A 26,983-nucleotide genomic window follows, 5' to 3' on the forward strand; every position below is an offset into this window, starting at 1 on the left:
AGCGAGCGATCAGAGCTGGTCAGAAGTGGTCACGAAGAAAAGTCGAGGGGCGGGGCGCTTCCTACGCCCCACCCCTCGCTGACCCGCCCTTCCAGCACCCCTGACAGCCCCGGCGGGGACGATTCAGCACTCCGCGGGCCCGACTCTCCGACTCCCAGAACGTCACCGGCAGTATCGGCGCATACGGCCTCGCGGGCGCCCAGGCACACTCCTGCACGCCCCCGAGCGAGCCACCCCACAGGGGCGCGCGGAGCCGACGAGCGCGCGCACTGTTTCGCTTCACGCCAGGACAGCACCGAGGGCGGGGCGCCGACGCAGACTCGGCGTCCCATCCGACAGAAATGGGGACCACTCCCGCACGGAACCGCCCACCGCGTCAGGACGGGTCAGCGCCCACCCGCAAGGTCCACAGACCTGCCACAGACCTACCTAGGCGACCACCACAGCGTCCGGCCCCGGCGCGACCGGCGGCCATGCCGGCCAGCCCCCGGCGGGCGCTTCGGCCGCCTCACGCCACCACGGCGTCACTTGCGGCACCGAGGCCGGTTCGAAGGGCTCACCGCAGAGCGGAGCCGCCATCGTCACCCCGGCTTTGTGGGTGGCCCGCATCGTCCACTCCCCCGGCTCCGCCCACGGATGCGTCGCCAGATTGAAGGTGCCCCAGTGGATCGGCAGCATGACACCCACGGACGGATCGCCGCCCTGAAGATCGAGGTGGGCCCGGACGGCCTCATCCGGCGTCATGTGGATGTCGGGCCAGAAGTCCGAGTAGGCGCCGAGCTGGATCATCGTGGCGTCGAACGGGCCGTTGTCGGCTCCGATGTCCTTGAAGCCGTCGAAGTAGCCGGTGTCACCACTGTGAAAGATCCGGTGTTCGTCCGAGGCGACGACCCAGGACGCCCAGAGCGTGTGCTGTGTGTTGCGCAGTCCGCGACCACAGAAGTGGCGGGCCGGGGTCGCGGTCAGGGTGAGGCCGCCGACCTTCGTCGCCTCGTGCCAGTCCAGCTCGCGCAGCCGGTCGGCGGACACACCCCAGTGTTCGAGGTGGGCGCCCACGCCGAGCGGTACGGCGAAGAGCGTGTCCGTGCCCGCCAGCGCCTTGATCGTGGGCAGGTCGAGGTGGTCGTAGTGGTCGTGGGAGATGACGACGACGTCGACCGGCCCGAGCGCGGCGAGCGGCAACGGCACGGGATGCAGCCGCTTGGGACCGGCGAAGGGGAACGGGGAGCAGCGCTCGCCCCACACGGGGTCGAACAGCACCCGATGGCCGTCGATCTCCGCGAGGACGCTCGAGTGCCCCATCCAGGTCAGGCGGAGCCCGCCGACGGGCGGCTTCGCCAGATCGGCGTAGGTGGTGGGGTGCACCGGCACGGTGCCCTTCGGGGCACGGCGGGGCCGGGTGTCCTTGTCGAAGAAGACCTTTGCGAACTCCGTCATCGAGCCCGAGGGTCTGGTTCGGGCGGCGCCTCCGGGGTTCTGGAAGACCCCGTCCCGGAAGTGCGGCGAATTGCGGATACGCGCCATGCGCTCACCGCTCGGGTCCACGCCGAAGGCCTCGGGCCGCAGGGCGCTGAGCCCGGAGCTCGGGAAACGAAAACCGGCCACGGTACCTCCAGGTGGAGTCGGTGAGAAAGTCCATTATGGTCAGCCCCTCCGACAACCCCGTACGCCCCCTGATCCATTCCGTACGTTGACATGTCCTCGCCCCAATTTGATACTGACCCATCGTTCAGTAACCGTGCGCGGCGACCATCGCCCCCTCCGGAGACCCCATGACCACTCCCCTGCTGTCGCTCACCTGGACCGACCACATCACCGGCCGCCAGGGCTTCCTGGTCGTCGACCGGCTGGTGCGCGGCGTGTCCAGCGGCGGGCTGCGGATGCGGCCGGGCTGCACACTGGACGAGGTCACCGGGCTCGCCCGCGGCATGAGCATGAAGGAAGCCCTGCACTACGACCCCGAGGCGCGGTACGTCCCCCTGGGCGGCGCCAAGGGCGGCATCGACTGCGATCCCCGCGATCCGGAGGCGTACGGGCTCCTGGTGCGCTATCTGCGGACCATGCGGCCGTATATCGAGAGCTTTTGGACCACGGGCGAGGACCTCGGTCTCACCCAGGACGTGGTCGACCGGGCGGCCGCCGAGGTGGGGCTCGTCTCGTCCGTCCAGGCCGTGTATCCGCTGCTCGACGACGAGGCAGGCGCCCGTCGGCGGCTCGCGGACGCGTTCGCGGTCGAGGTGGACGGCATCGGGCTCGACGAGCTGGTCGGCGGCTGCGGGGTCGCCGAGTCGGTGCTCACGGCACTGGACCGGGCCGGTGTGCCGTACTGGAGGACGCGCGTCGCCGTACAGGGTCTCGGAACCATGGGCGGGGCCACGGCGCGCTTCCTCACGCGCGCGGGGCTCACGGTCGTGGCCGTCGCCGACATCAAGGGCACGATCGCCAACCCGGCGGGCCTCGACATCGAGTCTCTGCTGGCGGCACGTGACGTGTACGGCACGGTCGACCGCGCGGCGCTGCGCCCCGGTGACCGTGAACTGCCGGGCGACGCCTGGTTGTCGGTCGAGGCGGAGGTGCTGGTGCCGGCGGCCGTCTCGTATGTGATCGACGCCGCGAACCAGGGGCGGATCACCGCCCGCTGGATCGCCGAGGCGGCCAACATGCCGGTTCGGCCCGAGGCGGAGGAACTGCTGGCCGCGCGGGGCGTCACGGTGTTGCCGGACGTCGTGGTCAACTCGGCCACGAACGCCTGGTGGTGGTGGACGCTGTTCGGCGACATCGGCCCGGACGCGGACGAGGCGTTCGCCCATACGCAACGGTCGATGCGCGCCCTGACCGACCGCACCCTGACCCGCGCCGAGGCCGACGGGACGACACCCCGGGCCGCCGCGCACGCCATCGCGGCCGACCGGCTGCCGGTGATCGCGGAGCGCTTCGGCCTGCACCGGTGACGGCGGCGGGAAGGGCCCGTCGACCGCGGCCACAGGAACGGCTCGTGGCGAGGCTTTAGGGTGGCCGAGTGGCAAGAGTGCGGTTGAGTGTGGCCGAGCGGCGTGAGGAATTGCTGCGGGCCGCCGTCGAGCAGATAGAGGCGCGGGGCGTGTCGGCGGTCAGGATCGCCGACGTGGCCTCGGCCCTCGGGGTGAGCAACGCGCTGGTGCTCTATCACTTCGCCACGAAGGAGAAACTGGTCGCCGCCGCGTTCGCGCACGCGGCCGAGGGCGATCTGGCCCGTCTGCGCAGGCTGCTGGGCCGCCGTACGACGGCGCTGCGGCGGCTGCGGGCGGCCGTGCGCTGGTACGCGCCGACCGGCCAGGCCAAGGGCTGGCGGCTGTGGATCGAGGGCTGGGCGGCGGCGCTGCGCGAGCCCGCGTTGCAGGAGGTCACACGGGACCTCGACCGGCAGTGGAAGGCGGCCCTCGCCGAGGTCATCGAGCAGGGAGTGGCCGCGGACGAGTTCCGCTGCCCGGACCCCACCGGCACGGCCCTGCGTCTGACGGCCCTGCTCGACGGGCTGGCCGTGCAGCTGACGTCGTATCCGGGCGCGGTGTCACGCGCGCGTGCCCAGCAGTGGGCGGACGAGGCGCTCGCCCGGGAACTGGGGCTGGAGCGGAAGGCGTTGACGACGGCGCGGTGAGGTGGGCGATCGCCGGTGGTCGCTTCACCACGGTGACGACAGCCGTGTGGGCCGCGCCCCCGAACAGGGCCCGGCCCACACCACCGAGGCGTCGCCTCAAGCCACCGATTCGATCCGCATCTTGATGTCGTCCGGGGACAGCGCGCCCTTGGCCGTCACATGGTCCCCCGACGACTCGCCGCGCAGGCGCCGTCCGATCCACGGCACCAGGTACTCGCGTGCCCAGTGGACGTCGTCCCGGCGGATGTCGAGAGTGCCGCGGGCCGGGAGCGGTGGCCAGGGCTGGTCCGGGTCGGCCGGCACCTCCAGGCCGAGGACCTGGCCCGCGCGGAGCGCCACACGCGTGTGCCCCTCCGCAGAGAGGTGGAGCCGGTCGTCGTCCCAGGCCCTGCGGTCCTGAATGGTCTTCAGGGACCACAGGTCGAGCACCGGACAGCCGTACCGGTCGGCGATGGCCCGCACATGACCGTTGTAGGTGGCGATCTTGCCGCGCAGATGCTTCAGCACGGGCACGCCACGGGTGTCGAAGCCGGTCGTCACCATGACGGTGCCGACGGCGGAGGTGAGCCGGATGATCGCCCGCTCGAAGCGCTCGGCCACCTCGTCGGGGTCGGTTCCGGGTCGGATGATGTCGTTGCCGCCCGCACAGAACGAGACCAGGTCCGGGGCCAGTTCGACGGCCTTCGGAAGCTGGTCCTCGACGATCTGGTCGAGCAGTTTGCCGCGTACGGCGAGGTTCGTGTACTTGAAGGCGCCCTCGGGCCGCCGGTCCGCGAGCAGTACCGCGAACCGGTCGGCCCAGCCGACGAACGCCCCGTCGGGGCCGGGGTCGCCGACGCCCTCGGTGAAGCTGTCCCCCACCGCAACGTACGACCCGATCACTGATCTGCTGTCACTCTTCGAATCGTCTGCCACATCGGCACATGATTCACCTTCGAATGTGACCTACGCGACCGTAAGGAGGGGTTGACGGTCGGTGAGATAAGCCACTTGTAAAGTGTTGGCCAAACCTGGAATAAGCCTCTGATCAGGGGCGTTGTGGGCTCAACCGCCACACCCGGAAGTCGCCGATCCGGAAATGGCTCCAGGTGGTCCGGAAGGCGAAGTGGCCACTGGTATAGGGCTCCTGGTCGGTGTAGTCGAAGACGAGCCGCCCGTTGTTCCACCACCGCACGGTCGAGCCGTCGGAGACGATCCGGACGTGGTTGGGCTCGTTCGCCACGAGCAGCGGCTCCGTGTAGTCGTAGATCAGCGGGCGGACCCCGGCCTGGCCGACGTACCGGCGCAGCCTCGTCGTGGTGTTGGTGTTGGCACCGTAGCCGACGTAGTACGTCTTGAGGTGGTCGTACTCCGCCAGCGCCCCGCCGCGCGGGGTGGCGAAGATGTCGTCCGGGGAGCGGACGTCGGTCGCGTTCCAGAAGTTGTTCAGGTCGGAGACGCGGTCGTTGACACCGCCTGCCGATATGGGCGTGGCCGTGTACTCGATGACATACGGCCCTTCCAGCCGCTTCTTGAACCAGACCGTCGCCCCGGCGGGTACGTCGACCTCCAGGACCCCGCGGGAGGCGGTGACGGTGCCGCCCTTCTCGAGTTCCACCGCCCATTGCCCCAGGCCGTGACGGAAGTCGTCGTGGGCTATGAGGCGACGGTGGCGGGGCGTGGCGCTCGCCGTCCCCGCCGGAGCGAGGGCTGCGAGGGCGGCGCCGGCGGCCAGGGCTCCGAAGGCTCTACGCGTGGTCGTCATGGGAGACGTCCCCTTCCGGGAGAGTGATCGTGGGCTTCGGCACGCGACGGGTCTCGGTGCCGAGGTAGTAGTCCGTGTACGTCGACTGCAGGTAGCCCCGTACGGTCCAGCCGAGGCGGTACTCGGGGTTCTGGGCGAGGGTGTACAGGCGCGTCCTCGTGGGCTCGGTGGTGGTGTAGAGGCGTAGTGCGGTGTGGTCGGCGGTCTCGGCGAGGATCTCCTCGCGCCAGTCGCCGAGGATGTCGCCGTAGAACGGGGTCGCGTTGCGGGGACCCGACACGACACCCGAGGGCTCGAAGATCTTCGCGCTGGTCTGGGTCGCCGGGTCCCACTTCTCGACGTGCGTGTAGTCGAGGAGCTCTGACGCCTTGTCACCGTCCCACCAGATACGGAAGTTGACGCTGGGGGTGGTCGTGGAGACCTTGCCGTCCTGGACGTTGTAGACGCCCGCGCCCGGTGCGGTGACGTCGGCGGTGGAGGTCCAGTACTCGTAGCCGGGGTGGTTCGGGTCGATGTCGCCGGTGCTGCCGCGGCCGACGTCGATGTCGGTGTCGTTCTCCCAGTCGGCGGGGTGCCGGCCGGTCACCAGGCGCTCGCCCGTGTCGGCGTCGTAGTAGTACCAGGGGAACTTCGGTACGACTCCCAGCTCCGCCTGCTGGATCGCGAAGCCCTCCAGGCCGGGGCGGTCGGGGTCGAGGTCGGCGATGTGGAAGCGGTCCCCGTGTCCGGCGCCGTCGACGACGTAACGCAGGGTGCCGTCGCTGTTGACGACGTAGTTGCCGTCGGCGATCTCGTCCGTGCCGTCCTGGTCGACGTCGACCGTGCGGATCTGGTGGAAGCTGGTCGCGCCGCTGTCGGCGGGCACGACGTACTTCCAACGGCGGGTCAGGTCGGTCCCGTTGAAGTCCCAGGTCTGGAAGAGGATGCGGAAGGCTCCGCGCCGGGCGCCGACACGCGTGACCAGCTTCGTGACGAGGCTGGGGTGTGCGCCGTCGAGGTGGGCGATGCCGAAGTGGCCGCCGGACGGGCCGTCGGTCGCGAAGTCGTCGGGTACGGGCTGCCGGGTGCGCTCGGTGCCGGTCGCGCCGTCGATCACGGAGACGAACTGGTTCGCGGGCGAGGCGGCGGTGACCTTCGAACCGTCGGCGAAGGTGGTGCCGTCGGCGGTGTGCACCAGCACCTCGGCCCTGCCGTCGCCGTCGAGGTCGTACACCGTGACGTTGTCGTCGTTGCGGTAGCCGCCGATCGCCGTCGAACCGCTGATCGCGGCGGGCGCGGGGTCGTTGGCGCCGTTGCCGCCCACCTGCGTGTACGAGCCGGGGCCGAGGTCGACTCGCCAGAGCCGCTCGCCGGTGAGGGTGTACGCCTCCAGCAGATCGGGCTTGTCGCGGGTCTGCGAGAGGCGGCTGACGACGAGTTCGTAGCGTCCGTCGCCGTCGAGGTCGCCGGGCCAGGCGTGCTGCACGGTGTAGCCGTCGGCGGCGGCGAGCGGGATCTCGGCGTAGCCCTGCCCGAGGTCGAGAGCGGCCGGGCTCGGCTGTTGCTCACGTCCGCCCACGATCGCGCGCACGGTGTACGTGCCCGTGCCGGGGGTGTTGTCCTGGTAGGTCGTCGACTTGGTCACCGGGGCGCGGTTCAGTCGCCGCCCGTTCTTGTACACGTTGAAGGCGATGGCGTCGCCGTACCGCGCGTACTCGGTGCCGAGGAGTCGCCAGCTGAGGAAGGTTCCCCCGCCGGAGGGGACGGCGACCAGGCCGCGGTCCAGGTTCTCCACGATCCGGTGCGGTTTCTCCACGGAGTGGCCGGCGGGCGCGGAGAACAGGCCGGCCAGCAGGGTCGCGGCGGCGACGGCGCCGATTCTTCGGCGTCGGTCGAGGTTCACTGGAGCTCCTTTGCGAGCAGGGCGATCAGTCGGTCGGCCACCTTGCGATGGCCTCGGGTGCTGGGGTGGACGGTGCCGTTGAAGTCCCCGTCCGCCGGGGAGAGCCAGTCGGTCGTGTCGACGAACTCGGTGCGCGGGTCGGCGAGTTCACCGACCACGGCGGCGATGTCGTCGGCGTGTGCGCCGTTGAACGGGCGCAGCGCGAGGATGCCGGCGTGCGGCGCGGCGGCCCGCAGTTTGTCGAGGTAGGCGCGGTAGGCGACCTGGAATTCGTCCGAGCCGTACGCCGCGTCGTTGGTGCCCTGGTTCACCACGATCACGTCGGCCCGGCGGTCTGGCTCGGCCCAGGAGTCCGCGTGGTTCCAGCCGTACGCGTCCGGCGCGGCCGGCACTCCCCCGTTGCCGGTCTGGATCACGCCCTGGCGACCGAAGCCGACCTGGGTGAGCGAGGCGCGCAGGGCGTCGGCGACCAGCGTGGGGTAGGCCGCCGTACCGTCGGCGCAGTCGGAGGTGTTCACCTCGCACAGAGCCATGACGCCCTGCGTGATGGAGTCGCCGTAGAAGGCCAACTTCCGGTGGCTGCGGGCGGGTTGATGCAGCAGGCGCCCGCCGTAGTCGAGCCGTAGTCCGGTCAGGACGACCCCCGTCTCCAGTGGCGGAGTCCAGCGGTTCGCCCGGGAGAAGACGTCCTTGACGGAGATCTCGACCGAGTGGGGTCCCCGGCCGGCAGCCGTGATCTCCAGATCGCTCCGGTCGACCGCGTGCAGTCGCTTCGGCCCGCCGTCGACCGACACGTAGATCTGTGCGGGGACGGTGATCGAGGCGACGTCGAAGAGGGCGTGGACGCTGCCGCCGGTGAAGCGGAAGCGCAGCCGGGAGCCCGAGTTGACGGTGGTGGCCGCCTCGGCGGTCCGGCCCCAGTGCCCCTCGTAGGCGAGACGCCGGTCGTCAGGCCGTACGACGTTCGGCTCAGCGGACGCGAAAGCGGGCTGCGGAGCGCCGAGGAGCAGCCCGACCGCCACCGCAGCGGCCAAGGGCATACGTCTGTCGACGTCGGACACGTGGACCTCCATGAGCCACAGAAAGCGCTTGCATCGGCATGGAGATCACTGTGTCCTCACCCTCCCCTCACTGTCGACACCTTGGACACCCCTGCCACAAGACCGCAATGGAGCGATCATGAACGAGCAAAGCCGCACACACCGAAGGCCGGACCCGGGGATCGGGGTCCGGCCTTCGGTTGCGTGTCAGGCAGGTGGTTCTGAGGAACCGGCAGACGGTTCCGAGGAACCGGCAGGTGGTTCCGAGGAAAGGGGTCGTCAGCCGACCGGGATGCCCTTCGAACGGAGGTAGGCGACCGGGTCCACGTCCGAGCCGTAGTCCGGCGTGGTGCGGATCTCGAAGTGCAGGTGCGGTCCGGTCACATTGCCGGTCGCGCCGGAGAGGCCGAGCTGCTGGCCCGCGGTCACGGCCTGGCCGGCCGAGACGGAGAGCGACGACAGGTGGGCGTACTGGGCGTAGTAGCCGTCGGCGAGCTGGATGACGACCTGGTTGCCGTAAGCGCCGCCCCAGCCCGCGGAGACGACCGTGCCCGCACCCACGGCCTTCAGCGCGGTACCGGTCGGGGTCACGAAGTCCACACCGGTGTGGTAGCCGCTGGACCACATGCTGCCCGCCACCTTGTAGGCGGTGCTGACGGCGGCACCGGCGACCGGGGCGGAGAAGCCACTCGCGGTGCTGGTGGTCTCAGCACTCCGGTCGGCCGTGGTGGTCTTCTTCGACGCGGAGGACTCCGTGGCGGACTTCGCGGCGGACGAGCCCTTGGAGGGAGCCGAAGAGGAGGAAGAGGAGGAAGACGACGAGGACTTGGGGGCACTCGCCGTGGCCTTCTTGCCGATCGTGAGCTTCAGACCGGGGTGGATCAGCGACGGGTCCTCGCCGACGGCCTCGCGGTTGTCGGCGTAGAGCTTCTTCCAGCCACCGCTGACGTTCTGCTCGTCGGCGATCTTCGAGAGGTAATCACCGACCCTCACCGAATAGGTCCGCACGCCCGTCTTCTTCTCGGCGGCCTTCTTCTCGACCGCCTTCTTCTCGGCGGCCGGAAGGGACTGAACGGCCTTTTCCGAAACGGACTGCGAGGGAGCGGCGTGGGCGCCCGTGGCCCCGATGAGCGGGAGGGCGAGAGCGGCGCCACCGGTTCCGGCGACGGCGATGGAGCGGGTGAAACGCTGGGACTTCGGGCGGCGGTGCTTACCCTTCGCGGGCATGGCGAATTCCTCTCCGTCGCCTGCGAGGTGAGCTGTCGGGTGCGGGCTGGAGATGCCCGGCCGCGCCGAAACGCGGCTTTACCCCTAGCCGTTCCGGAGACCGGAACAGGCGGTTGTACCTGTGGGTCCCCCGCTCCTGCCGTGGTCGGGTGAGTTTGCGCGGGCTCCGGGCGGCGGCAGGATTGGGCGTCCGTCCGGATTGGTGGCGAACGTAAGCGAGGAAGACGCAAAGGAACAAGTGAGAGGTTCCGTCCGAATGCGTTCCTGTTGATCCCTTGTGGGAATTACCGGTCACCCTCCGTGGATTATCCGCGCGTCGCCCGACCCAAAAGCCCTTGAAAAGCACGTGAATTACGTGAACATGACGGGCGACGCACGGTCACGAATATGACGCTCCTCACGTGGCACCGCTCCAGCTTCCTTTACCCCAGAGCGAGTTGGAATTAAGGCGCCAATTCGGACAGAACTCCTAGATGCGACGCAGACGGATAACCGTCGCATCAAGGTCGCCACGCAGACCGGTACGCAGTCCGTGATGCACCAGTACGGCACCTCGGTGAATTTCGCCCGTTTCAAGGCATTCGTACGATGCTGTCGGGTCGAGGGCACGCAGCCGCAGCGCCGGGACGGGCTCGCCGTAGCTCTGCGCCTGGAGCCAGGCCAGGACGACCGTCTCGCCTCCGAGCGAGTACTGCACCGCGCTCAGCCCGCCCCGCGGAGGGCGCAGCCGATAGAGATCGCCGCGCTGAACCACCGGCCGGATCTCCTTGTAGAGCGCCACCCATTTCCCGGCCTCGGCGAGCTCGTCCTCGCTCCAGCGGGTGAGGTCACCGCCGACGCCGAGCACTCCCGCCATGGCACTGACGAAGCGGAAGCGCAGCGAGCTGGCGCGGTGGTTGAGCATGGCGTTCGGGCTGTCGGTGACCCAGGCCGCCATGACCCGGGCCGGGTGGAGCTGGCTGAAGCCGTGCTGGATGGAGAGCCGGTCGAGGGGGTCGGTGTTGTCCGAGGTCCACACCTGGTCCGTGCGGCTCAGTACGCCGAGGTCGATCCGTCCACCGCCGCCCGAGCAGGACTCGAAGGCGACGCCCGGGTGAGCGGCCCGCAGCCGGTCCAGCAGGCCGTACAGCGCGCGCACGTGGTCGACCCACAGGCGCTGCGGGTACGGCTCACCGGGCCAGCCGGCGTCGGTGAAGCAGCGGTTGAAGTCCCACTTCACATAGTCGATCGGTGCGCTGGAGAGGAGCCCGTCGAGCTGCTCCCAGAGGTACTCCTGGACGTCGTCGCGCGCGAGGTTCAATACGAGCTGATTGCGGAATTCCGTCCGCTTTCGTCCCGTTTGATGCTGCACCCAGTCCGGGTGGGCCCGGTACAGCTCGCTGTCCGGATTGACCATTTCCGGTTCGACCCAGATACCGAACTGCATGCCGAGCGCGTGCACGTACTCGGCCAGCGGCTTGAGGCCGGACGAGAAGCGGTCGGGGTTGGGTGTCCAGTCGCCGAGCCCGGCGCGGTCGCTGGTGCGCGTCCCGAACCAGCCGTCGTCGACCACGAACAGCTCGACACCGATGGCCGCCGCCCGCCGCGCGAGCACACTCTGCTGCTCCTCGGAGATGTCGAACTCCGTCGCCTCCCAGGAGTTGAACAGCACCGGCCGGTCCCGGTCGGCGTCCGGGATCACGTACGCGCGCTGGTACCCGTGCCAGGCCCGGCTCGCCCCGCCGAAGCCACCGTCGCTCCACAGCCCGGCGAAGACGGGCGTCACGAAGGACTCCCCCGCCGCCAGCCGCAACAGCCCCGAGTCGTCGTACCCGGCGCCGCCGGTGATCTGCACGCGCGCGTCCGGGAGTTGGGCCACGGCGATGCGCCAGGACCCGGACCAGCCGAGGGCGCAGCCGTAGACCTCGCCGCGCTCCTCGGTGGCGTCCGTGTCGAGCGCGACCCACGGCAGGTGCTGGTGGCCGGTGTGCCCGCGTCGGCTGCCGATGACCTTCTCACCGTAGGTGAGGGGGGATCGCGCGAGCCGGGACTCGGCGCCCCAGCGGCCGTGCAGCTGGGACAGCCGCCACTCCTCCCGGTCGGGCAGCGTCCAGGTGGCGGAGTCGGCGCGCAGCAGCTCCAGGGCGGGCCCCTGATTCTCCAGGGTCACCCAGCGCTCCACGACGTCCCCGCGCATCCGGTAGTGCAGGGTGACGTTCAGCCCGCCGTCACGAAAGCGCAGCCGCAGCTCGTCGCCCTCGGTCTCGTACCGCTCGAAACCCCACTCGGTGCCGCGCCGCTCCTCGGTGCGCACGGACAGGGCGGGCCGCACGAAGCGGGGGCCGCCCTCGACCGGGTACTCCTCGCGTCCGTCGAGCGGGGACTCGAAGGGCCAGTACTCCGGCAGCGGGCGTACGGCGAGTGCCTCGGCGTCGGCGAGCGCGATCCGTGGCCCCCAGTGGAGGTGCAGGAGTTCGTCACCCTCGGTCAGATGGACGGCGTAACTGCTGGTCGGGCCGGTGAGGAGCCACGTACGGCCGTTGTCGGAGATCTCCAGCATCAAGCCCTCACAGAGACGAACAGGTGCGATCAAGTACCAACATCATCATGGGCTGTGGGGCCCCGAGGCAACGCCTGTGGACAACTCATTGGGCCAGGTATCCATGTCGTATGGTCGAGAGCGCACCCCGTCGGCCGCACGCCGAGCCGCGTCGGCGGGGCCGACTGGGAGGAGCCCCCGTGACGCAGCAGATCCCGTCGACCGAGCCCGAACTGGCCGGAGTTCGCAACTTCCGCGATGTGGGCGGACTGCCGACCGTGGACGGACGGCGGGTGCGGCACGGAGTGCTGTTCCGCAGCGGCCACCTCGCGCACGCGACCGAGGAGGACGCCGCCTTCCTCGACTCCCTGGGGCTGCACACGATCTTCGACTTCCGCAACGCGGCGGACCAGAAGCTCGAAGGGCCGGACGTCGAGCTTTCGGGCGTGCGCAATGTGAACCTGCCGCTGTCCGATCCCGCCGACGGCGCGGAGTTCTGGAAGATGGTCCGGGACGGCGACATCGACCAGCTCCGGGAGATCCTGGCGGACGGCAAGGCCGCGGGCCGGATGATCACCTCCTACCGCACGATCATCAAGGAGCGCACCGCCGAGCACTCCCAGGTGCTGCACGCGCTCGCCGAGGACAGCGTCCCCGCCCTGATGCACTGCGCGGCCGGCAAGGACCGCGCCGGCCTGTCCATCGCCGTGACACTGCTCGCCCTCGGCGTCGAGCGCGAGGCGATCCTCACCGACTACCTGGAGTCCAACGCCAAGCACCGCCGCTACAAGGTGCACCGCAGCAGCAGCTCCGTTTCGGCGTACTCCCCCGAGGTCATGGAGCTGCTCAGCCCGCTCTTCGACGCGCGCGCCGAGTATCTGACGGCCGCCTTCGAGACGATCGAGGAGACGTGGGGCGGCGTCGACACCTACCTGGAGCAGGCGCTGGGGGTCACCCCGGAGATCCGGGAGCGACTGCGGGACCGGCTGCTCGACTGACGCGCCGCGCGGCGGCCACCGCGCGCCCCGGGCGTGCCTACTTCGCTCCCACCTCGAACAGCAGGTAGATGAAGGCCGCGAAGACGTGCCCCACCGCGATGTAGATGATGAGCCGCACCCACAGGGCGCGCGGGAACTTCTCCTCCATGTCACTCATGGCGTCTCTCCGGGGGTGGGGCCCAGGCACAGCGTTGCCGTGGGGCTCTGCAACAGGGTGTGGACGAAGAGAAGCTCGACCCCGCCCTGGTCCTGGGCGGCGATGCGGTGCGGGGTCAGCGAGTCGAAGTGCGCGCTGTCGCCGGGCGCGAGCCGGTGCGTGGTGTCCCCGAGCTGCAGCCGCAGCCGCCCCTCGAGTACATGGAGCCACTCCTCGCCGGGGTGCACTCGCACGATGTCGCCCTGCGCGCCGTACGGCACGTGGACGCGCAGGGCCTGCATCCCACGCCCGGGCGCGCCTGCCTGCCAGTACGTCCAGCCGCCGGCCGTGGTCGGCTCCATGTCGGCGGCGCGGACGACGGCGTCCCGGTCGGCGACCGTCTCGCCGAGCAGCTCGGAGACGGTCGTACCGTAGATACGCGCGAGCGCGAGCAGCATCGGCAGCGAGGGCTGGCGCTGCCCGGTCTCCAGGCGGGAGAGGTGGGCGGGCGACAGCCCGGCGGTACGGGCTGCGGCCTCCAGCGTGAGGGAGGCGCGGCGGCGCAGCGCACGGAGCTGGGGCGCGACGACGGGAAGGGCCTGCGGCCCGGTCGAATCGGCCTCCGGCTCGATCTCGGGAGAGCTCATGCTCCCCATTCAGCCGGAGGCTTGCCTCACCGGCAAATTTCTTGCCTCAGAGGCAAAGACTTCTCCCGACCCAGACCCCGGCCCCGGCCCCCCAGCCGCGCCGCCCACCCGGCCCTCACCGGTTGGCGACCGCCTGCTTGATCAACGTCTTGCCGAAGTCCCACATCAGCCCGCCCCCACTGTGCGCGTCGTCCATCACATCCGTGAAGGCGTCGACGAACCGGTCCACCTCCCGCTCGCCGATGATCAGCGGCGGAATCAGCTTGATCACCTCCAGGTGATCGCCGGAGACCTGGGTGAGGATCCGATGCCGCTGCAGCAACGGCACGACGACCATCTGCGCGAACAGGCCCTTGCGCGCGGCCTGCAGCATGCTCCAACGCCCCCGCAGCTTCAGCGAGTTGGGCCTGCCGAACTCAATGCCGATCATCAGGCCCCGGCCACGGACGTCGGCGAGCAGCTCGTACTTGTCGATCAGCGCCGCGAGCCGGGACTTCAGCAGCTCACCCGTGGCCCGGGCATTCGCGACGACCTGCTCGTTCTCCATGACGGACAGCACGGCGAGCCCGGCCGCCATGGCCTGCGCGTTGGACCCGAAGCTCGCCGAGTGGACCAGCACACGGTCCATGGACGAGTAGACCTTCTTGAAGATCCAGTCCTTGCCGAGGGTGGCGCCCACGGGCACATACCCGCCGGAGAGGGCCTTGGCCACGCACACCAGGTCCGGCTCGACACCGTCCTCGTGCTGGTAGGCGTAGAAGTCGCCGGTACGGCCGAGGCCCGTCTGCACCTCGTCGGCGATGAGCAGCGCCTTGTGCCGATGCAGCAGCTCCTGGGCGGCCCGCAGACAGCCGGGGGGAGCCTCGTGCACGCCCTTGCCCTGGATGGGTTCGACGATGAGGCCCGCCACGTCTCCCTTCTTCAATTCCCGTGCCAGGGCATCGAGATCGCCGAGCGGTACGGCCGTGTCCGGCAGCAGCGGAGCGAATCCGTCCCGGAAGCCGGACTCGCCGTTCACCGACAGCGAGCCCGTGGTCAGTCCGTGGAAAGCGTGGTCGCAGTACAGGATCCGCGGCTTGCCGGTGACGAACCGCGCGAACTTCAGCGCAGTCTCCACCGCCTCCGTGCCGCTGTTGCCGAAGAACACCCGGTCCAGGTGCGGGCTGTGTGCGAGCAGCTTCTCGGCCAGCAGCCCGGGCAGCGGCTGGCAGTCGAAGCGGGTGAGGTCGGCGAGCCGGGCGTCCAGGACGTCGTGCAGCGCCTTGCGGACGACGGGGTGGTGGCGCCCCAGGCCCATCACCCCGAACCCGGCGAGCATGTCCAGGTAGTCGTCGCCGTCCGCGTCCCAGAAGTACGCGCCCTCGGCCCGCTCGTAGACCTTGTCGAAGCCGATGGTGTGCAGCATGCGCGGGAGCTGGTGGTTGAGGTACCGGGTGTGCAGCTCGTAGCGCTCGGCTCCGCGCTCGGACAGGAGTCTGCCGAGGTCGAACTCCGTGGTCATTCAGCTTTCTCCTTGACTGACACGGCCAGGCTGTCCTCGGCCTCCTTCAGGGCCAGGCTCGCGCTGATCCGGCCGGCGATCTCGACAGGCGTCAGCCCGATGTCGGCGAGCACCTCGCCCCGCTTGGCGTGCGCGAGGAACTGCTCCGGGATGCCGAACCGCCGTACCGGTACGTCGACTTCGGCGTCACCCAGCGCCAGCGCCACGGCGGCGCCGACCCCGGCCGAGCGGCTGTTGTCCTCGACCACGGCCACCAACCGGTGCTGTGCGGCGAGGGGCGGGAGCGCCGGGTCGACCGGCTTGACCCAACGCGGGTCGACGACGGTGCAGTTGATGCCGCGGGCCTGAAGCAGCTCGGCCGCCTGGAGGCACACCGGGGCCATCACACCGACGGCGACGAGGAGGACCTCCGGCTCGCCCACGTCCCGGTGCAGCACGTCCAGCCCGCCCACCCGGTCCACCGCCGGGATCGACGGCCCCACCGACTCCTTCGGGAACCGCACGAGCGTCGGCGCGTCGTCGACGGCCACGGCCTCCCGCAGCTGCGCCCGCAGCTGGTCGGCGTCGCGCGGCGCGGCGATCCTGAGGCCGGGCACGACCTGGAGGATCGACATGTCCCACATGCCGTTGTGGGAGGGCCCGTCCACGCCGGTGACGCCAGCCCGGTCCAGCACGAACGTCACCCCGCAGCGGTGCAGCGCGACGTCCATCAGAAGCTGGTCGAAGGCACGGTTCAGGAAGGTGGCGTAGACGGCGACGACCGGGTGCACCCCGCCCGTCGCCAGCCCCGCCGCCGACACGGCCGCATGCTGCTCGGCGATCCCGACGTCCCACACCCGGTCCGGGAACCGCTCCGCGAACTTGCCGAGCCCGACCGGGTGCAGCATGGCCGCCGTGATCGCCACGACGTCCTGCCGCTCCTCGCCGATCCGCACGATCTCGTCGCCGAACACCGAGGTCCAGGACGGACCGTTGGACGGAGCGAGCGGCTCGCAGGTCAGCGGATCCATCACGCCGACGGTGTGGAAGTGGTCCTCCTCGTGGGCGAGGGCGGGCTCGTAGCCGCGCCCCTTCTCCGTCAGGCAGTGGACGAGCACCGGCCCGTGGAAGCGTTTCGCACGCCGCATCGCGGACTCGACGGCCCCGATGTCGTGCCCGTCGATCGGGCCGACGTACTTCAGTCCCAGGTCCTCGAACATGCCCTGCGGGGCGAAGGCGTCCTTGAACCCCTTCTTCGCGCCGTGCAGGGACTCGTAGATCGTGTTGCCCACGAGCGGGGTCCGCAGCAGTACGTCCTTCCCCCAGGCCAGGACCTTCTCGTAGCTGTCGGTCGTGCGCAGGGTGGCCAGGTGGTTGGCGAGGCCGCCGATGGTCGGCGCGTACGACCGCTCGTTGTCGTTGACGACGATGATCAGCGGCCGGTCCTTGGCGGCCGCGATGTTGTTCAGCGCCTCCCAGGCCATGCCGCCGGTGAGCGCCCCGTCGCCGATGACCGCGACGACATGCCCCTTCTCCCCCTGTACCTCGCGGGCCTTGGCGAGTCCGTCGGCCCAGCCGAGCGCGGTGGAGGCATGGCTGTTCTCGACGATGTCGTGCTCGGACTCCTCGCGCGAGGGGTACCCGGACAGACCGCCCTTGCCGCGCAGCTTGGAGAAGTCCTGACGTCCCGTCAAAAGTTTGTGTACGTAGCTCTGGTGACCGGTGTCCCAGACGATGCGGTCGACCGGTGACTCGAAGACCCGGTGGAGCGCGATGGAGAGTTCCACCACCCCCAGGTTGGGCCCGAGATGTCCGCCGGTCCTGGCGACCGCGTGCACCAGGAACTCCCTGATCTCGTCGGACAGTTCACCGAGTTCCGCCTCGGACAGCGCCTTCAGGTCACGTGGTCCCCGGATGCTCTCCAGAATCGTCACGCTCGGGCCCCCTCTCGGTCCGTGCCTTGGTTCAGCTCACAGTCACTTCTGGTTTCCCCGTGACGGTGGGGGCGCCCGATGCGGCCCCGTTCTGCTCGTCCTGCTCCATCTGCTCGGCGATCTTCATCGCCTCGTCGATCAGCGTCTCCACGATCTTCGACTCGGGGACGGTCTTGATGACCTCGCCCTTGACGAAGATCTGCCCCTTGCCGTTGCCGGAGGCGACCCCCAGGTCCGCCTCCCGCGCCTCGCCGGGACCGTTGACCACACAGCCCATGACGGCTACCCGCAACGGCACTTCCATGCCCTCCAGGCCGGCCGTGACCTCGTCGGCCAGCTTGTAGACGTCGACCTGCGCACGCCCGCACGACGGACAGGAGACGATCTCCAGGCGCCGCTGCCTGAGCCCCAGCGACTGAAGGATCTGGATGCCGACCTTGACCTCCTCGGCGGGCGGGGCGCTCAACGACACCCGGATGGTGTCGCCGATCCCCCGCGACAGCAGCGCGCCGAAGGCGACGGCCGACTTGATCGTGCCCTGGAAGGCGGGACCGGCCTCCGTCACCCCGAGGTGCAGCGGGTAGTCGCACTGCTCGGCGAGCTGCTGGTAGGCGTTGACCATCACCACGGGGTCGTTGTGCTTCACCGAGATCTTGATGTCCCGGAAGTCGTGCTCCTCGAAGAGCGAGGCCTCCCACAGCGCCGACTCCACCAGCGCCTCCGGCGTCGCCCTGCCGTACTTCTGCAACAGCCGCCTGTCGAGGGACCCGGCGTTGACGCCGATGCGGATGGGCGTGCCGTGGTCCTTGGCGACCCGCGCGATCTCCTTGACCTTGTCGTCGAACTGTTTGATGTTGCCGGGGTTGACGCGTACGGCCGCGCAGCCGGCCTCGATCGCCGCGAACACGTACTTCGGCTGGAAGTGGATGTCGGCGATCACCGGGATCTGCGACTTGCGGGCGATGGTCGCGAGCGCGTCCGCGTCGTCCTGCGTCGGGCAGGCCACGCGCACGATCTGGCAGCCCGACGCCGTCAGCTCGGCGATCTGCTGCAAGGTGGCGCCGATGTCGGACGTACGGGTCGTCGTCATCGACTGCACCGACACAGGGGCACCGCCCCCGACCGCCACCGGGCCGACCTGGATCTGCCGCGACACACGCCGCTCGGCGATCGGCCGGAGGGGTACCTCGGGGACGCCCAAGGAGATGGCGGTCATGGTGTCACTCCCGGTTTCCGGAGACCGTCTCGCGCATGGCGCGCAGCGACTCCTTGAGCGAGCCCATGGTGGCAAGGACGGCGGTGGGCTCGTAGCCGCAGTGCGCCATGCAGTTGGCGCAGCGCGGGTCCTTGCCGCGGCCGTACTTGTCCCAGTCGGTCTCCTCGATCAGCTCGCGGTACGTGGGGACGTACCCGTCGCTCATCAGGTAGCAGGGCCGCTGCCAGCCGAACAGCGAGTAGTTCGGGATGGCCCAGGCGGTGCACGGGAAGTCGACCTTGCCCTCGAGGAAGTCGAGGAACAGCGGCGAGTGGTTGAGCCGCCACTTCCTGCGGTTGCCGCCCGCGAAGGCCTTCTTGAACAGTTCGCGGGTCTGCTCGACGCCCAGGAAGTGCTCCTGGTCGGGGGCCTTCTCGTAGGCGTAGGCGGGCGAGATCATCATCTCGTCGACCTTGAGGTCGTCGTTGAGGTAGTTGAGGACCTCGATGATCGTCTGCGGGGTGTCGGTGTTGAAGAAGGTCGAGTTGGTGGTGACCCGGAAGCCGCGCCGCTTGGCCTCCTTGATGGCCTCCACGGCCTCGTCGAACACGCCCTCCTTCGCCACGGACTCGTCGTGCCGCTCGCGCAGGCCGTCGATGTGCACCGCGAAGGCGAAGTACGGCGAGGGTGTGAACTTGTCCATCTTCTTGCGCAGCAGCATGGCGTTGGTGCACAGGAACACGTATTTCCGCTTGGCCACCAGCTGCCGCACGATCTCGTCGATCTGCGGGTGCATCAGAGGCTCACCGCCGGCGATGGACACCATCGGCGCACCGGATTCGAGCACCGCTCCCACCGCCTGGGCGACCGGCATGCGCTGCTTGAGTACGCCGGCCGGGTGCTGGATCTTGCCGCAGCCCTCGCACTTGAGGTTGCAGGCGAAGAGCGGTTCCAGCTCGACGATCAGCGGAAACTTGTCCCGCCTGCGGAGCTTTTGTTCGGCCAAGTATGTAGCGACCTTGATGGACTGACGCAGCGGCATGGCCATCTGGCTCACCTCCTGGGGAGCAGCAAAGAACGGTGCCATTCGAAGAAAGCAGGGAGAACGGAACGAAGGACACGGAAAGCCGATATTCCACCGCGCAACGTGCCGATCCGGACCAGTTCATGTTCTGGAGCGTCCACGACCACCCGGACGGCCGCAACCGGGCGCTCGCCGGTGCGTACGGCGCTCAGAAGCGTGGCCGCGGACTCCATGTCGACCGCGATCGCGCCGGTCGCGAGCAGATCCGACCGTTCCTGACCTCGGACGACGTGATCGGAGCCGGTGAGCGGCCCGGTGTGGACGGTGCGGCCCGGGACGGTCCGCGCGAGCTCTTTGACGAGTAGGTCGGTTCCTACGCACGGAACGGTTCCCGCCGGATCCCGGGTCTCCTCGGCGACCACCAGATCGCCGGGGTGCATCCCGGGAGCGAGCCCCGCGCAGAAGCCCGTGGCGAGCACGGCGGCTCCGCTGAGGGCCGGGTCGGCCAGGACCCGGGTGACGGAGCGCTCGGCCGCCCGTGGCCCCATGCCGGTCCGCAGCACGGTGACCGGCCCGCCGGCGCCGCCGCGGTCGCTCGTGCGCAGGGCGAACTGCTCGATGCCGAGCGCACAGGCGATCAGCAGCGGGGCCGGGGCGGGCTGCGGGCTCATCAGCTCCCCTTGGCCTCGGCGAGCGGTTTCCCGGACGTGCCGCCCTTCTCGGCCCTCTCGGCGAAGGGCTCTCCGTGTACGTACCGGCCGAGCGCGGTGAGCGGGAACACCTGCCGGTAGAGGTGGTAGTTGATGGAGAAGTCCCAAGGGAAGCCGGTGCCGGTGAAGTAGGGCTCGTCCCATGACCCGTCCTCGCGCTGGGTGGCAGCGAGCCACTCGATGCCGCGCTCGACGGCCTTGGAGTCCTTCTCCCCCGCGGCCAGCAGGGCCATCAGTGCCCACGCGGTCTGCGAGGCGGTCGAGGCGCCCTTGCCGCTCCACTCCTTGACGTACTTGTAGGAGCGCAGGTCCTCGCCCCAGCCGCCGTCGTCGTTCTGGACGGACTCCAGCCAGGTCACGGCACGGCGGATCGCCGGGTGCGAGCCCGGGAACCCGGCCGCCACCAGGGCGGGTACGACCGACCCGGTGCCGTAGACGTAGTTGACGCCCCAGCGCCCGAACCACGAGCCGTCCGGCTCCTGTTCGGCGAGCAGCCACTGGATGCCCCGCCGGGTGCGCGGGTCGTGCGCGAGGCCCTCGACGGCGAGCATCTCGACGACGTGCGCGGTGACGTCCGCCGACGGCGGGTCGATGACCTCGCCGAAGTCGCAGAACGGCAGCCGGTTGGGAAACGGGCTGGTGTTGTCGACGTCGAAGGCGCCCCACGCCCCGTTCTTCGACTGCATCCCGAGGTTCCAGCGCACCCCGCGCCCGATCGCCTTCTCCACCCGCTCCGGGTCGTGGTGCTTGACCCGGCGCAGCGCGAGGACCACCTCGGCGGTGTCGTCGATGTCGGGGTAGTTGTCGTTGTGGAACTCGAACGCCCAGCCGCCGGGCGGCAGTTGGGGCCGCTTGACCGCCCAGTCGCCGGGCCGGACGATCTCCTCGCCCAGCATCCAGTCCGCGGCCTTGACGAGCTGCGGATGATCGGCGGGCACACCCGCGTCCACCAGCGCGATCGTCGCCAGGCACGTGTCCCAGACCGGTGACTGGCAGGCTTCGATCATCCGGGCCCCGTCCTCGCGCCAGACGGCGAAACGGTCCAGCGACGCCAACCCCTCACGCATGACGGGGTGTTCGAGGTCGTAGCCGAGCAGGTGCAGGGCGATGATCGAGTACACCGCCGGGGGCTGGATGCCGCCCCAGCAGCCGTCGTTCTCCTGCCGCTCGATGATCCAGCGGGCTGCGCTGTTCATGGCGGCTCTGCGCAGCCTGCGCGGGGCGACCTTGCGCAGCTGGTGCAGCGCCTTGTCGAGCCGCTGGAAGGCGCCGTCCCAACTGGCCGCCGGAGCAAGGGGCCTCGGCGGGTTGGGGTTGGCCGGGTCGGTGTGCAGTTCGTCGAGCGGGAACGGTGCGGGCCGTACCGGGCGCTTCGCGGAGACGATCGTCAGCGGGACGATGGTCTGCCGGGCCCAGCAGCCGAAGTCGTAGATGTTGAGCGGGACCCACTGGGGGAAGTAGATGAGCTCCGGCGGAAGTTCGGGCAGGTCCTCCCACTTCCACCAGCCGAACAGGGCCAGCCAGATCCGGGTGAACACCCGGGCGGCGGCGATACCGCCCTGCTCGCGGATCCAGGCGGAAGCCTTGGCCATGTGCGGGGCGTCCGGCGCGTCGCCGGCCAGGCGGAGAGCGACGTACGCCTCGACGGTGGCGGAGAGTTCGCCCGGCGCGCCGTAGAAGGTGCCCCACGTGCCGTCCTCGCGCTGCTCACCGCGGATGAAGAGCGCGGCGGCCTGTGTGGTCGCCTCGTCGCGGATGCCCAGGAACTGACGGAGCAGTAAGTCCTCGGCGTCCATGGTGACGTTCGTCTCGAGGTCGCCCTTCCACCAGCCCTGGTCGTCCTGCTTCGCCAGCAGGAAGTCGGTGGCGCGCCGGGTCGCGCGTACGGCGGCTTCGTGCACCCCGGCCGCCCCGGGGTTTTCGGTGTCGCTGGCCGCGGCTGCCCGGGGCGGGAGTGCCCCGGTGCTTCCGTCGGTCGTCGCTGTCATGGCTTCCCCTTCGTGCAGTGCTACTGGAGTTGCGTCTGCTGTGGGTCCGCCGTCGGCCGGTGCGCTGGTTCCCGCCACACCGGCCGGCGACTACGCGAGGGCTATTCGACCGATACTGATCATCTCTTTTCGCCCGGTGGTGATCATCTCTTCCGTACGACGACGAAGTCGGCGAGCGCCGTGAACTGCGCCCGCACCTGCTCGGGCATGTCGACGGCGTCGAGCGCCTCGACGGCGACGGCGTGCTGACGGCGTGCCTCCTCGGCGGTCCACTCGCGGCCGCCCGCCTCCTCGATGAGGGCGGCGCGGGCCGCGAACTCCTCCTCGGAGAAGTTCTCGAAGTCGCTGCTCTTGGCGTCGGCGGCGAGGATCTCGCCGAGCCGCTCGGAGGCGGAGCCGCCCGCCGCGAGCGCGGCCACGACCGGCAGGGACTTCTTGCGCTGGCGCAGGTCGCTCCAGGTCTGCTTGCCGGTGGAGACCGGGTCGCCCCAGATGCCCAGGAGGTCGTCGACGGCCTGGAAGGCCAGGCCCAGGTGGTAGCCGTACTTCTCCAGGGTGTCGGCGGTACGGTCGTCGGCGCCGCCGAGCACCGCGCCGATGGAGCTGGCGCAGGCGAGCAGGGCGCCGGTCTTGTTGCCCTCCATCTCCAGGCACTCCTCGACGCTGACGCGGTCGCGGTGCTCGTAGGAGATGTCCTGCGCCTGGCCGTCGATGAGGGCGCGGGTGGCGGTGGTCAGACGGCGGGTGGCGCGGCCGGCCTCGACGGTGCCGAGCTCCAGCAGTACCTCGTTGGCGAGGGCGAACAGGGCGTCGCCGACGAGGATGGCCTGGGCGGGGCCGTGCACCTTCCAGACGGTGTCGCGGTGGCGGCGCTGTTCGTCGCCGTCCATCAGGTCGTCGTGCAGGAGTGAGAAGTTGTGGACGAGTTCGACGGCGACGGCGCCGGGGATGCCGACCTCGGGCGCGGCGCCGGTGACCTCGGCGGAGAGCACCGCGAGGGCGGGGCGTACGGCCTTGCCGCCGTCGCCGGCCGTGGGGTTGCCGTCGGCGTCGATCCAGCCGAAGTGGTAGGCGGAAACGGTGTCCATGGGAGGGGCCAGGCGGTCGATCGCCGCCCGCAGTACCGGTGTGGCCAGGGTCCTACCGCGCTCCAGGAGCGCGGTCACGTCGACCGCGGTCTCTCGAGCGGCCTTCTCGGCCGGGGGCACAGTGGGCACAGTCTCTCCTCTTGTTGCGGTACCGGGGGTGCGGGGGCCTGCCGCCGTGCGCTGATTCAGCATCACGCCGCCTCCTCGACGTCGAAGAGGTGGCTGGGGCGGGGCCGGCCCAGGGCGCTCAGCGCGGCGCCGGCCGCACTCACACCACTGCGGACCGCACTCTCCATGGTCGCGGGCCACCCTGTGGCGGTCCACGCACCGGCCAGGTAGAGGCCGGGGACTTTGGTACGGGCGCCGGGCCGCAGCCGCCCGACGCCGGGGGTGGGAGCGAACGTCGCTGTGCGCTCCCTGGTCACGAAGAAGTCCTTCACTTCCGCGCCGCGTGCCCTGGGCAACAGCCGCTCCAGCTCGGGCAGATACCGCTCACGCAGTGCGGCGACCGGCTCGTCGATCTCGTCCTGCGCTGCCGACTGGGACAGGGCGAGGTACTGCCCGTCCCTGAGCCCGGAGGCGTCGGTGCGGTCGAACACCCACTGCACCGGGGTGCCGAGGGCCGCGAAGAAGGGCCTGCTGAGCACCTTGCGTTCGTACACGACATGGACGTTGAGGATCGGCGCGGTGCCGATCTGAAGCAGTTGTTCCGGTGCGTCGAGAGCGCCCTGGGGCAGCAGGTCGTGCGCCTCGCGCTGGGCCACGGCGAGCACGACCGCGTCCGCCTGGAGCGTCTCGCCGGGAACCTGAACGCTCCAACGCCCGTTTTCGTCAGTAGAGATGGAGGTGACGCGTGTACGGACCTCGGTACGGACGCCCGCGGAGTCGAGCGCCTTGCGGGCCAGCCGGTCATGCAGTTCGCCCAGCGGGACGTGCGCCCAGCCGATGTCGGCCGCGCCCGGGTCGGACAGCAGACCGGTCTTGAACACCATCGCGGCGAGCCCCAGCGAGGCGTCGCCCGCGACCGCGTTGAGGGTGGCGACCCCGACCAGGTCCCACAGGGCCTCGACGGCACGCGCCGACTGGCCGTGCGCGGCCAGCCAGCTGCCGAAGTCCTGTGCGTCCAGGGCCGGATCGGCGAGGTCGAGCCCCTTGAGCGCGAGCGCGGCACGTCCGACCTTGGCACGATCGGCGAGGGACAGATGCGGATACGTCGCCAGGCTCCGGCCCAGGTGCAGGGGTACGGGCAGTTCGTCGCGCCGCAGCCTGCCGAGCCGCCGCCCCTCGGGCCGCGCGACGTCGAGGACGGGCACGTCGAGACGATCCTGCAGCGGCGCCAGCGCCGTCCCCTCGATCCGGTCGAGGAACCAGCGGTAGGCGGTGCAGCAGCGCAGGTACACATGCTGGCCGTTGTCGACGGTGAGTTCGCCGCGCTGGAAGGAGAAGGCGAGCCCACCGAGCCTCGGCCTGCCCTCGATCAGGGTCACGCGCACCCCGGCGTCGGCGAGCGCGAGCGCGGCGGTGATGCCGGCGAGCCCGCCGCCGACCACGACGGCGTCCCTCCCGGGACGTCCCGGGATGTCCGCGAGTGAGCCTTCGGCCCCCATGCCGTCGGTCATCGTGCACCCTCCCCTGCGCGACCGCCGTGCCGGTGCTTGAACGGTGCACGGCCGATCGTCTCAGTCAGGGACGCGTCCAAGCAGCGGAGGGTTGCCCGCCACTTTTCGCCGGCGGCATCACCTTGGACCGGAATGTCCATCAGGCACGCCTCCTGACGGTACGACGGGTCACATGCCGGGCGTCCAGACCGCTCAGGCCGCGCACGGCGACGTACGCCTTCTCGCGCCCCGGCAGGGAGACCCGGCCGCGCAGCACGGCCTCCGGGTCGCGCTCGATACGGTCAAGGAGGCGGCGGTAGATGCCGGCCATGGCGGCGACACAGGCGCCGCTGCGCCGGTCCAGCATGGGGAGCAGCCGGTAGCCCTCGGCGAAAAGAGCGCGGGCCCTACGCACTTCGAAGTGCACGAGGCCCGCGAAGTCGGAGCCCTCCGGTGGGTTCGGCCCGCTGAAGCCGACCGAGCAGCCGAACTTGGCGAGGTCGTCGGAGGGCAGATAGGTGCGGCCGCCCTCGGCGTCCTCACGGACGTCGCGCAGGATGTTGGTGAGTTGCAGCGCGAGCCCGAGCGTGTCGGCATACTCGGGCGCGCGCTCGACGCCGCGCGCCCCCGGTTCGGTGCCGAACACGCCGAGCGAGAGCCGGCCGATGGCACCCGCGACACAGCGGCAGTAGACCTTCAGATCGTCCCAGGTCTCGTAGGCCTCGCCGCGCACGTCCATCAGGACGCCCTCGATGAGCTCGTCCAGGCCACCGAGCGGGATCGGGAAGGTGTCGGCGGCATGGGCGAGGGCTACAGCCACGGGGTCGATGTCGTCCTCGTCGACCGACCGGTCGCGGATCCGGGTCAGCAACTCCCGGGTGTCCTCGAGTCTGGCGACCTTGACCTCGGCGGTCAGCGCGCCGTCGCCGATGTCGTCGACGCGGCGCGAGAACGCGTACAACGCCGACATCGCGCGGCGCTTGGGCGTGGGCAGCAGCCTGATGCCATAGGCGAAGTTACGGGCTTGCTGTCCGGTGACGGCCTCGCAGTAGCTGTAGGCGGCGAGTACCGGTGCGGACGCGTGTGGTGCAGACTCCACGGTCCGGATCACCCCTCTCCTCGCAGAGTCACGCCCACCTCGCGCAGCAGCTGAAGCTTGCTGGCCTTGGGCGGGCCGGGAAGTACGTCGTATTCGGCGGCGGCGATCGCACGGATTGCCGCCCTTCCCCCCGCCACGAAACCCGCGAGCAGCAGCTTGAGCCTGCCGTGGACGCTACCCACCAAGGGGGTGCCTTCATTCAGGAGGTTCTGGGCACGTTCCGCTTCGTATGCAACCAGTGCGCGCACCGATGCGCCTGCTGTTTTTGCCGCTAGATCGGTTTCCTCGACGTGAAAGCGCTTCATGTCGTCCGCCGGCAGATAGATCCGGTCACGACCGAGGTCCTCGGCGACGTCCTGGAGGTGCTCGACGATCTGCAGTGCCGTGCACACCGCGTCGGAGCGGCGAATCCGCTCGGGGGTCTCGGTGCCGGTGACGGCGAGGACGAGACGGCCGACGGGGTTGGCGGACAGTTCGCAGTAGGCAAGGAGATCGTCGTAGGTCTCGTACCGCCCCACGAGCTGGTCCTGGCGGTTGGCGGCGATCAGGCCGAGGAAGGGCTCGGGGACCAGCGAGCGGCGGCGGACGGTCGGCTGCAGACGGCGCAGCAAGGGGTGGCGCGGGGTGCCGTCGAAGACGCGGCGCAGGTCGGCCTCGAAGGCGTCGAGGAGGACGAGAGGGTCCTCGGCGTCCTTGGGCGACACGCCGAGCAGACGGGCGTCGGCGCCGCCGGGCGCGAGATCGCCGTCACCGATGTCGTCGACCAGGCGGGCGAAGCCGTAGACGGCCATGAGGTCGGTGCGCCAGGCTCTGGGCAGGAAGAACGGCGCCACGGGAAAGTTCTCCGCAGCGGCCTTGTCGAGCGTGCCGCGCGCTGGATCACCTGCGCGCGTGCTTGTTCCCGTCACCGTGGACTGCCTGGCGCGGGGACGGCACATGCTGCGTGGAGCTGGGGAGTTTCCGTAGCCATTGCCGTCACATCTCCCGTTCTACACCGCAGACCCAATGCACACTATTTCGGACACGCCGCCCGGCTGT

At 70.0% G+C, this 26,983-nt stretch carries 23 protein-coding genes and 1 riboswitch; of the genes, 3 read left to right on the forward strand and 20 right to left on the reverse strand.

Going from position 1 to position 26,983, the window contains the following annotated elements; translation table 11 throughout:
* Nucleotides 1-429: 429 nt before the first annotated feature.
* Nucleotides 430-1,605 carry an MBL fold metallo-hydrolase gene (locus EHO50_RS40085; protein WP_128436783.1) on the reverse strand — a complete coding sequence of 392 codons (1,176 nt, stop codon included), beginning with the start codon at nucleotides 1,603-1,605 and terminating at the stop codon, nucleotides 430-432.
* Nucleotides 1,606-1,772: 167 nt separating this feature from the next.
* Between EHO50_RS40085 and EHO50_RS40090 the strand changes: the two genes are divergently transcribed.
* A complete protein-coding gene (locus tag EHO50_RS40090; protein WP_128436784.1) occupies nucleotides 1,773-2,951 on the forward strand; it encodes a Glu/Leu/Phe/Val dehydrogenase dimerization domain-containing protein in 1,179 nt (392 codons plus the stop codon).
* A 68-nt stretch (nucleotides 2,952-3,019) separates the two neighbouring features.
* Nucleotides 3,020-3,637, forward strand: coding sequence for a TetR/AcrR family transcriptional regulator (locus EHO50_RS40095; protein WP_246101822.1), 618 nt, complete (start codon nucleotides 3,020-3,022; stop codon nucleotides 3,635-3,637).
* A gap of 96 nt (nucleotides 3,638-3,733) precedes the next feature.
* On the opposite strand, the gene EHO50_RS40100 is transcribed toward EHO50_RS40095, so the two are convergent.
* The 6 genes from EHO50_RS40100 to EHO50_RS40125 form a co-directional block, all read right to left on the reverse strand.
* On the reverse strand, nucleotides 3,734-4,519 hold the full coding sequence (locus EHO50_RS40100) for an SGNH/GDSL hydrolase family protein (RefSeq protein ID WP_128436834.1): 786 nt from the start codon (nucleotides 4,517-4,519) through the stop codon (nucleotides 3,734-3,736).
* 145 nt (nucleotides 4,520-4,664) lie between these two features.
* Nucleotides 4,665-5,381 (reverse strand): DUF6250 domain-containing protein, encoded by a 717-nt coding sequence (locus EHO50_RS40105; protein ID WP_128436785.1) that lies wholly within the window; start codon nucleotides 5,379-5,381, stop codon nucleotides 4,665-4,667.
* Nucleotides 5,365-7,263 (reverse strand): rhamnogalacturonan lyase family protein, encoded by a 1,899-nt coding sequence (locus EHO50_RS40110; protein WP_128436786.1) that lies wholly within the window; start codon nucleotides 7,261-7,263, stop codon nucleotides 5,365-5,367. The genes EHO50_RS40105 and EHO50_RS40110 overlap by 17 nt, the downstream gene beginning before the upstream one ends.
* On the reverse strand, nucleotides 7,260-8,324 hold the full coding sequence (locus tag EHO50_RS40115; RefSeq protein WP_164905084.1) for a GDSL-type esterase/lipase family protein: 1,065 nt from the start codon (nucleotides 8,322-8,324) through the stop codon (nucleotides 7,260-7,262). The genes EHO50_RS40110 and EHO50_RS40115 overlap by 4 nt, the downstream gene beginning before the upstream one ends.
* A gap of 258 nt (nucleotides 8,325-8,582) precedes the next feature.
* On the reverse strand, nucleotides 8,583-9,530 hold the full coding sequence (locus tag EHO50_RS40120) for a LysM peptidoglycan-binding domain-containing M23 family metallopeptidase (protein WP_128436788.1): 948 nt from the start codon (nucleotides 9,528-9,530) through the stop codon (nucleotides 8,583-8,585).
* Between the two features lie 4 nt (nucleotides 9,531-9,534).
* A riboswitch (cyclic di-AMP (ydaO/yuaA leader) is annotated at nucleotides 9,535-9,692 on the reverse strand.
* A 307-nt stretch (nucleotides 9,693-9,999) separates the two neighbouring features.
* Nucleotides 10,000-12,069: an alpha-galactosidase gene (locus EHO50_RS40125; RefSeq protein ID WP_128436789.1), complete on the reverse strand. Its 2,070-nt coding sequence runs from the start codon at nucleotides 12,067-12,069 to the stop codon at nucleotides 10,000-10,002.
* Nucleotides 12,070-12,248: 179 nt separating this feature from the next.
* Here EHO50_RS40125 and EHO50_RS40130 point away from each other — a divergent pair, with 179 nt between their 5' ends.
* The gene (locus EHO50_RS40130; RefSeq protein ID WP_128436790.1) at nucleotides 12,249-13,046 is read left to right on the forward strand and encodes a tyrosine-protein phosphatase; all 798 of its coding nucleotides are present in this window, start codon (nucleotides 12,249-12,251) and stop codon (nucleotides 13,044-13,046) included.
* A 37-nt stretch (nucleotides 13,047-13,083) separates the two neighbouring features.
* On the opposite strand, the gene EHO50_RS40135 is transcribed toward EHO50_RS40130, so the two are convergent.
* The 13 genes from EHO50_RS40135 to hpnC form a co-directional block, all read right to left on the reverse strand.
* Nucleotides 13,084-13,203 carry a DUF6126 family protein gene (locus EHO50_RS40135; protein ID WP_128436791.1) on the reverse strand — a complete coding sequence of 40 codons (120 nt, stop codon included), beginning with the start codon at nucleotides 13,201-13,203 and terminating at the stop codon, nucleotides 13,084-13,086.
* Entirely contained in the window at nucleotides 13,200-13,829 is a 630-nt protein-coding gene (locus tag EHO50_RS40140; RefSeq protein ID WP_128436792.1) for a helix-turn-helix domain-containing protein, read from the reverse strand. The genes EHO50_RS40135 and EHO50_RS40140 overlap by 4 nt, the downstream gene beginning before the upstream one ends.
* 115 nt (nucleotides 13,830-13,944) lie before the next feature.
* The gene (locus EHO50_RS40145; RefSeq protein WP_128436793.1) at nucleotides 13,945-15,330 is read right to left on the reverse strand and encodes an aspartate aminotransferase family protein; all 1,386 of its coding nucleotides are present in this window, start codon (nucleotides 15,328-15,330) and stop codon (nucleotides 13,945-13,947) included.
* Nucleotides 15,327-17,243, reverse strand: a complete 1,917-nt coding sequence (gene dxs, locus EHO50_RS40150) for a 1-deoxy-D-xylulose-5-phosphate synthase (protein ID WP_128436794.1) — start codon at nucleotides 17,241-17,243, stop codon at nucleotides 15,327-15,329. Before dxs ends, EHO50_RS40145 begins: the two co-directional genes overlap by 4 nt.
* Nucleotides 17,244-17,274: 31 nt before the next feature.
* Nucleotides 17,275-18,459, reverse strand: a complete 1,185-nt coding sequence (gene ispG / locus EHO50_RS40155; protein ID WP_128436795.1) for a flavodoxin-dependent (E)-4-hydroxy-3-methylbut-2-enyl-diphosphate synthase — start codon at nucleotides 18,457-18,459, stop codon at nucleotides 17,275-17,277.
* A gap of 4 nt (nucleotides 18,460-18,463) precedes the next feature.
* Entirely contained in the window at nucleotides 18,464-19,486 is a 1,023-nt protein-coding gene (gene hpnH, locus EHO50_RS40160) for an adenosyl-hopene transferase HpnH (RefSeq protein ID WP_128436796.1), read from the reverse strand.
* A 5-nt stretch (nucleotides 19,487-19,491) separates the two neighbouring features.
* The gene (locus tag EHO50_RS40165) at nucleotides 19,492-20,133 is read right to left on the reverse strand and encodes a 5'-methylthioadenosine/S-adenosylhomocysteine nucleosidase family protein (protein ID WP_128436797.1); all 642 of its coding nucleotides are present in this window, start codon (nucleotides 20,131-20,133) and stop codon (nucleotides 19,492-19,494) included.
* Nucleotides 20,133-22,160, reverse strand: a complete 2,028-nt coding sequence (shc, locus tag EHO50_RS40170) for a squalene--hopene cyclase (protein ID WP_128436798.1) — start codon at nucleotides 22,158-22,160, stop codon at nucleotides 20,133-20,135. The genes EHO50_RS40165 and shc overlap by 1 nt, the downstream gene beginning before the upstream one ends.
* 143 nt (nucleotides 22,161-22,303) lie before the next feature.
* Complete coding sequence (locus EHO50_RS40175) at nucleotides 22,304-23,440, reverse strand: polyprenyl synthetase family protein (protein ID WP_128436799.1); 1,137 nt, start codon at nucleotides 23,438-23,440, stop codon at nucleotides 22,304-22,306.
* Entirely contained in the window at nucleotides 23,440-24,867 is a 1,428-nt protein-coding gene (gene hpnE / locus EHO50_RS40180; protein ID WP_128436800.1) for a hydroxysqualene dehydroxylase HpnE, read from the reverse strand. Before hpnE ends, EHO50_RS40175 begins: the two co-directional genes overlap by 1 nt.
* On the reverse strand, nucleotides 24,864-25,007 hold the full coding sequence (locus EHO50_RS44740; RefSeq protein WP_220096494.1) for a DUF6380 family protein: 144 nt from the start codon (nucleotides 25,005-25,007) through the stop codon (nucleotides 24,864-24,866). Before EHO50_RS44740 ends, hpnE begins: the two co-directional genes overlap by 4 nt.
* On the reverse strand, nucleotides 25,007-25,957 hold the full coding sequence (gene hpnD / locus EHO50_RS40185) for a presqualene diphosphate synthase HpnD (RefSeq protein ID WP_128436801.1): 951 nt from the start codon (nucleotides 25,955-25,957) through the stop codon (nucleotides 25,007-25,009). The genes EHO50_RS44740 and hpnD overlap by 1 nt, the downstream gene beginning before the upstream one ends.
* The gene (gene hpnC, locus EHO50_RS40190) at nucleotides 25,954-26,853 is read right to left on the reverse strand and encodes a squalene synthase HpnC (RefSeq protein ID WP_128436802.1); all 900 of its coding nucleotides are present in this window, start codon (nucleotides 26,851-26,853) and stop codon (nucleotides 25,954-25,956) included. Before hpnC ends, hpnD begins: the two co-directional genes overlap by 4 nt.
* Between the last annotated feature and the right edge of the window lie 130 nt (nucleotides 26,854-26,983).

The organism is Streptomyces cyaneus, from assembly GCF_004028635.1.
Classification (GTDB): Bacteria; Actinomycetota; Actinomycetes; order Streptomycetales; family Streptomycetaceae; genus Streptomyces; species Streptomyces cyaneus.

Excerpts from the sequence above, each read along its gene's own strand:
- EHO50_RS40175 (WP_128436799.1), bottom strand. The coding sequence starts at position 23,440 with ATGCTGAATCAGCGCACGGCGGCAGGCCCCCGCACCCCCGGTACCGCA.
- EHO50_RS40145 (WP_128436793.1), bottom strand. The coding sequence starts at position 15,330 with ATGACCACGGAGTTCGACCTCGGCAGACTCCTGTCCGAGCGCGGAGCC.
- EHO50_RS40165 (WP_128436797.1), bottom strand. The coding sequence starts at position 20,133 with ATGAGCCCGCAGCCCGCCCCGGCCCCGCTGCTGATCGCCTGTGCGCTC.
- hpnE (WP_128436800.1), bottom strand. The coding sequence starts at position 24,867 with ATGACCGACGGCATGGGGGCCGAAGGCTCACTCGCGGACATCCCGGGA.
- EHO50_RS40125 (WP_128436789.1), bottom strand. The coding sequence starts at position 12,069 with ATGCTGGAGATCTCCGACAACGGCCGTACGTGGCTCCTCACCGGCCCG.
- EHO50_RS40135 (WP_128436791.1), bottom strand. The coding sequence starts at position 13,203 with ATGAGTGACATGGAGGAGAAGTTCCCGCGCGCCCTGTGGGTGCGGCTC.
- EHO50_RS40140 (WP_128436792.1), bottom strand. The coding sequence starts at position 13,829 with ATGAGCTCTCCCGAGATCGAGCCGGAGGCCGATTCGACCGGGCCGCAG.
- EHO50_RS40105 (WP_128436785.1), bottom strand. The coding sequence starts at position 5,381 with ATGACGACCACGCGTAGAGCCTTCGGAGCCCTGGCCGCCGGCGCCGCC.
- ispG (WP_128436795.1), bottom strand. The coding sequence starts at position 18,459 with ATGACCGCCATCTCCTTGGGCGTCCCCGAGGTACCCCTCCGGCCGATC.
- EHO50_RS40120 (WP_128436788.1), bottom strand. The coding sequence starts at position 9,530 with ATGCCCGCGAAGGGTAAGCACCGCCGCCCGAAGTCCCAGCGTTTCACC.
- shc (WP_128436798.1), bottom strand. The coding sequence starts at position 22,160 with ATGACAGCGACGACCGACGGAAGCACCGGGGCACTCCCGCCCCGGGCA.
- EHO50_RS40090 (WP_128436784.1), top strand. The coding sequence starts at position 1,773 with ATGACCACTCCCCTGCTGTCGCTCACCTGGACCGACCACATCACCGGC.
- hpnH (WP_128436796.1), bottom strand. The coding sequence starts at position 19,486 with ATGGCCATGCCGCTGCGTCAGTCCATCAAGGTCGCTACATACTTGGCC.
- EHO50_RS44740 (WP_220096494.1), bottom strand. The coding sequence starts at position 25,007 with ATGGACATTCCGGTCCAAGGTGATGCCGCCGGCGAAAAGTGGCGGGCA.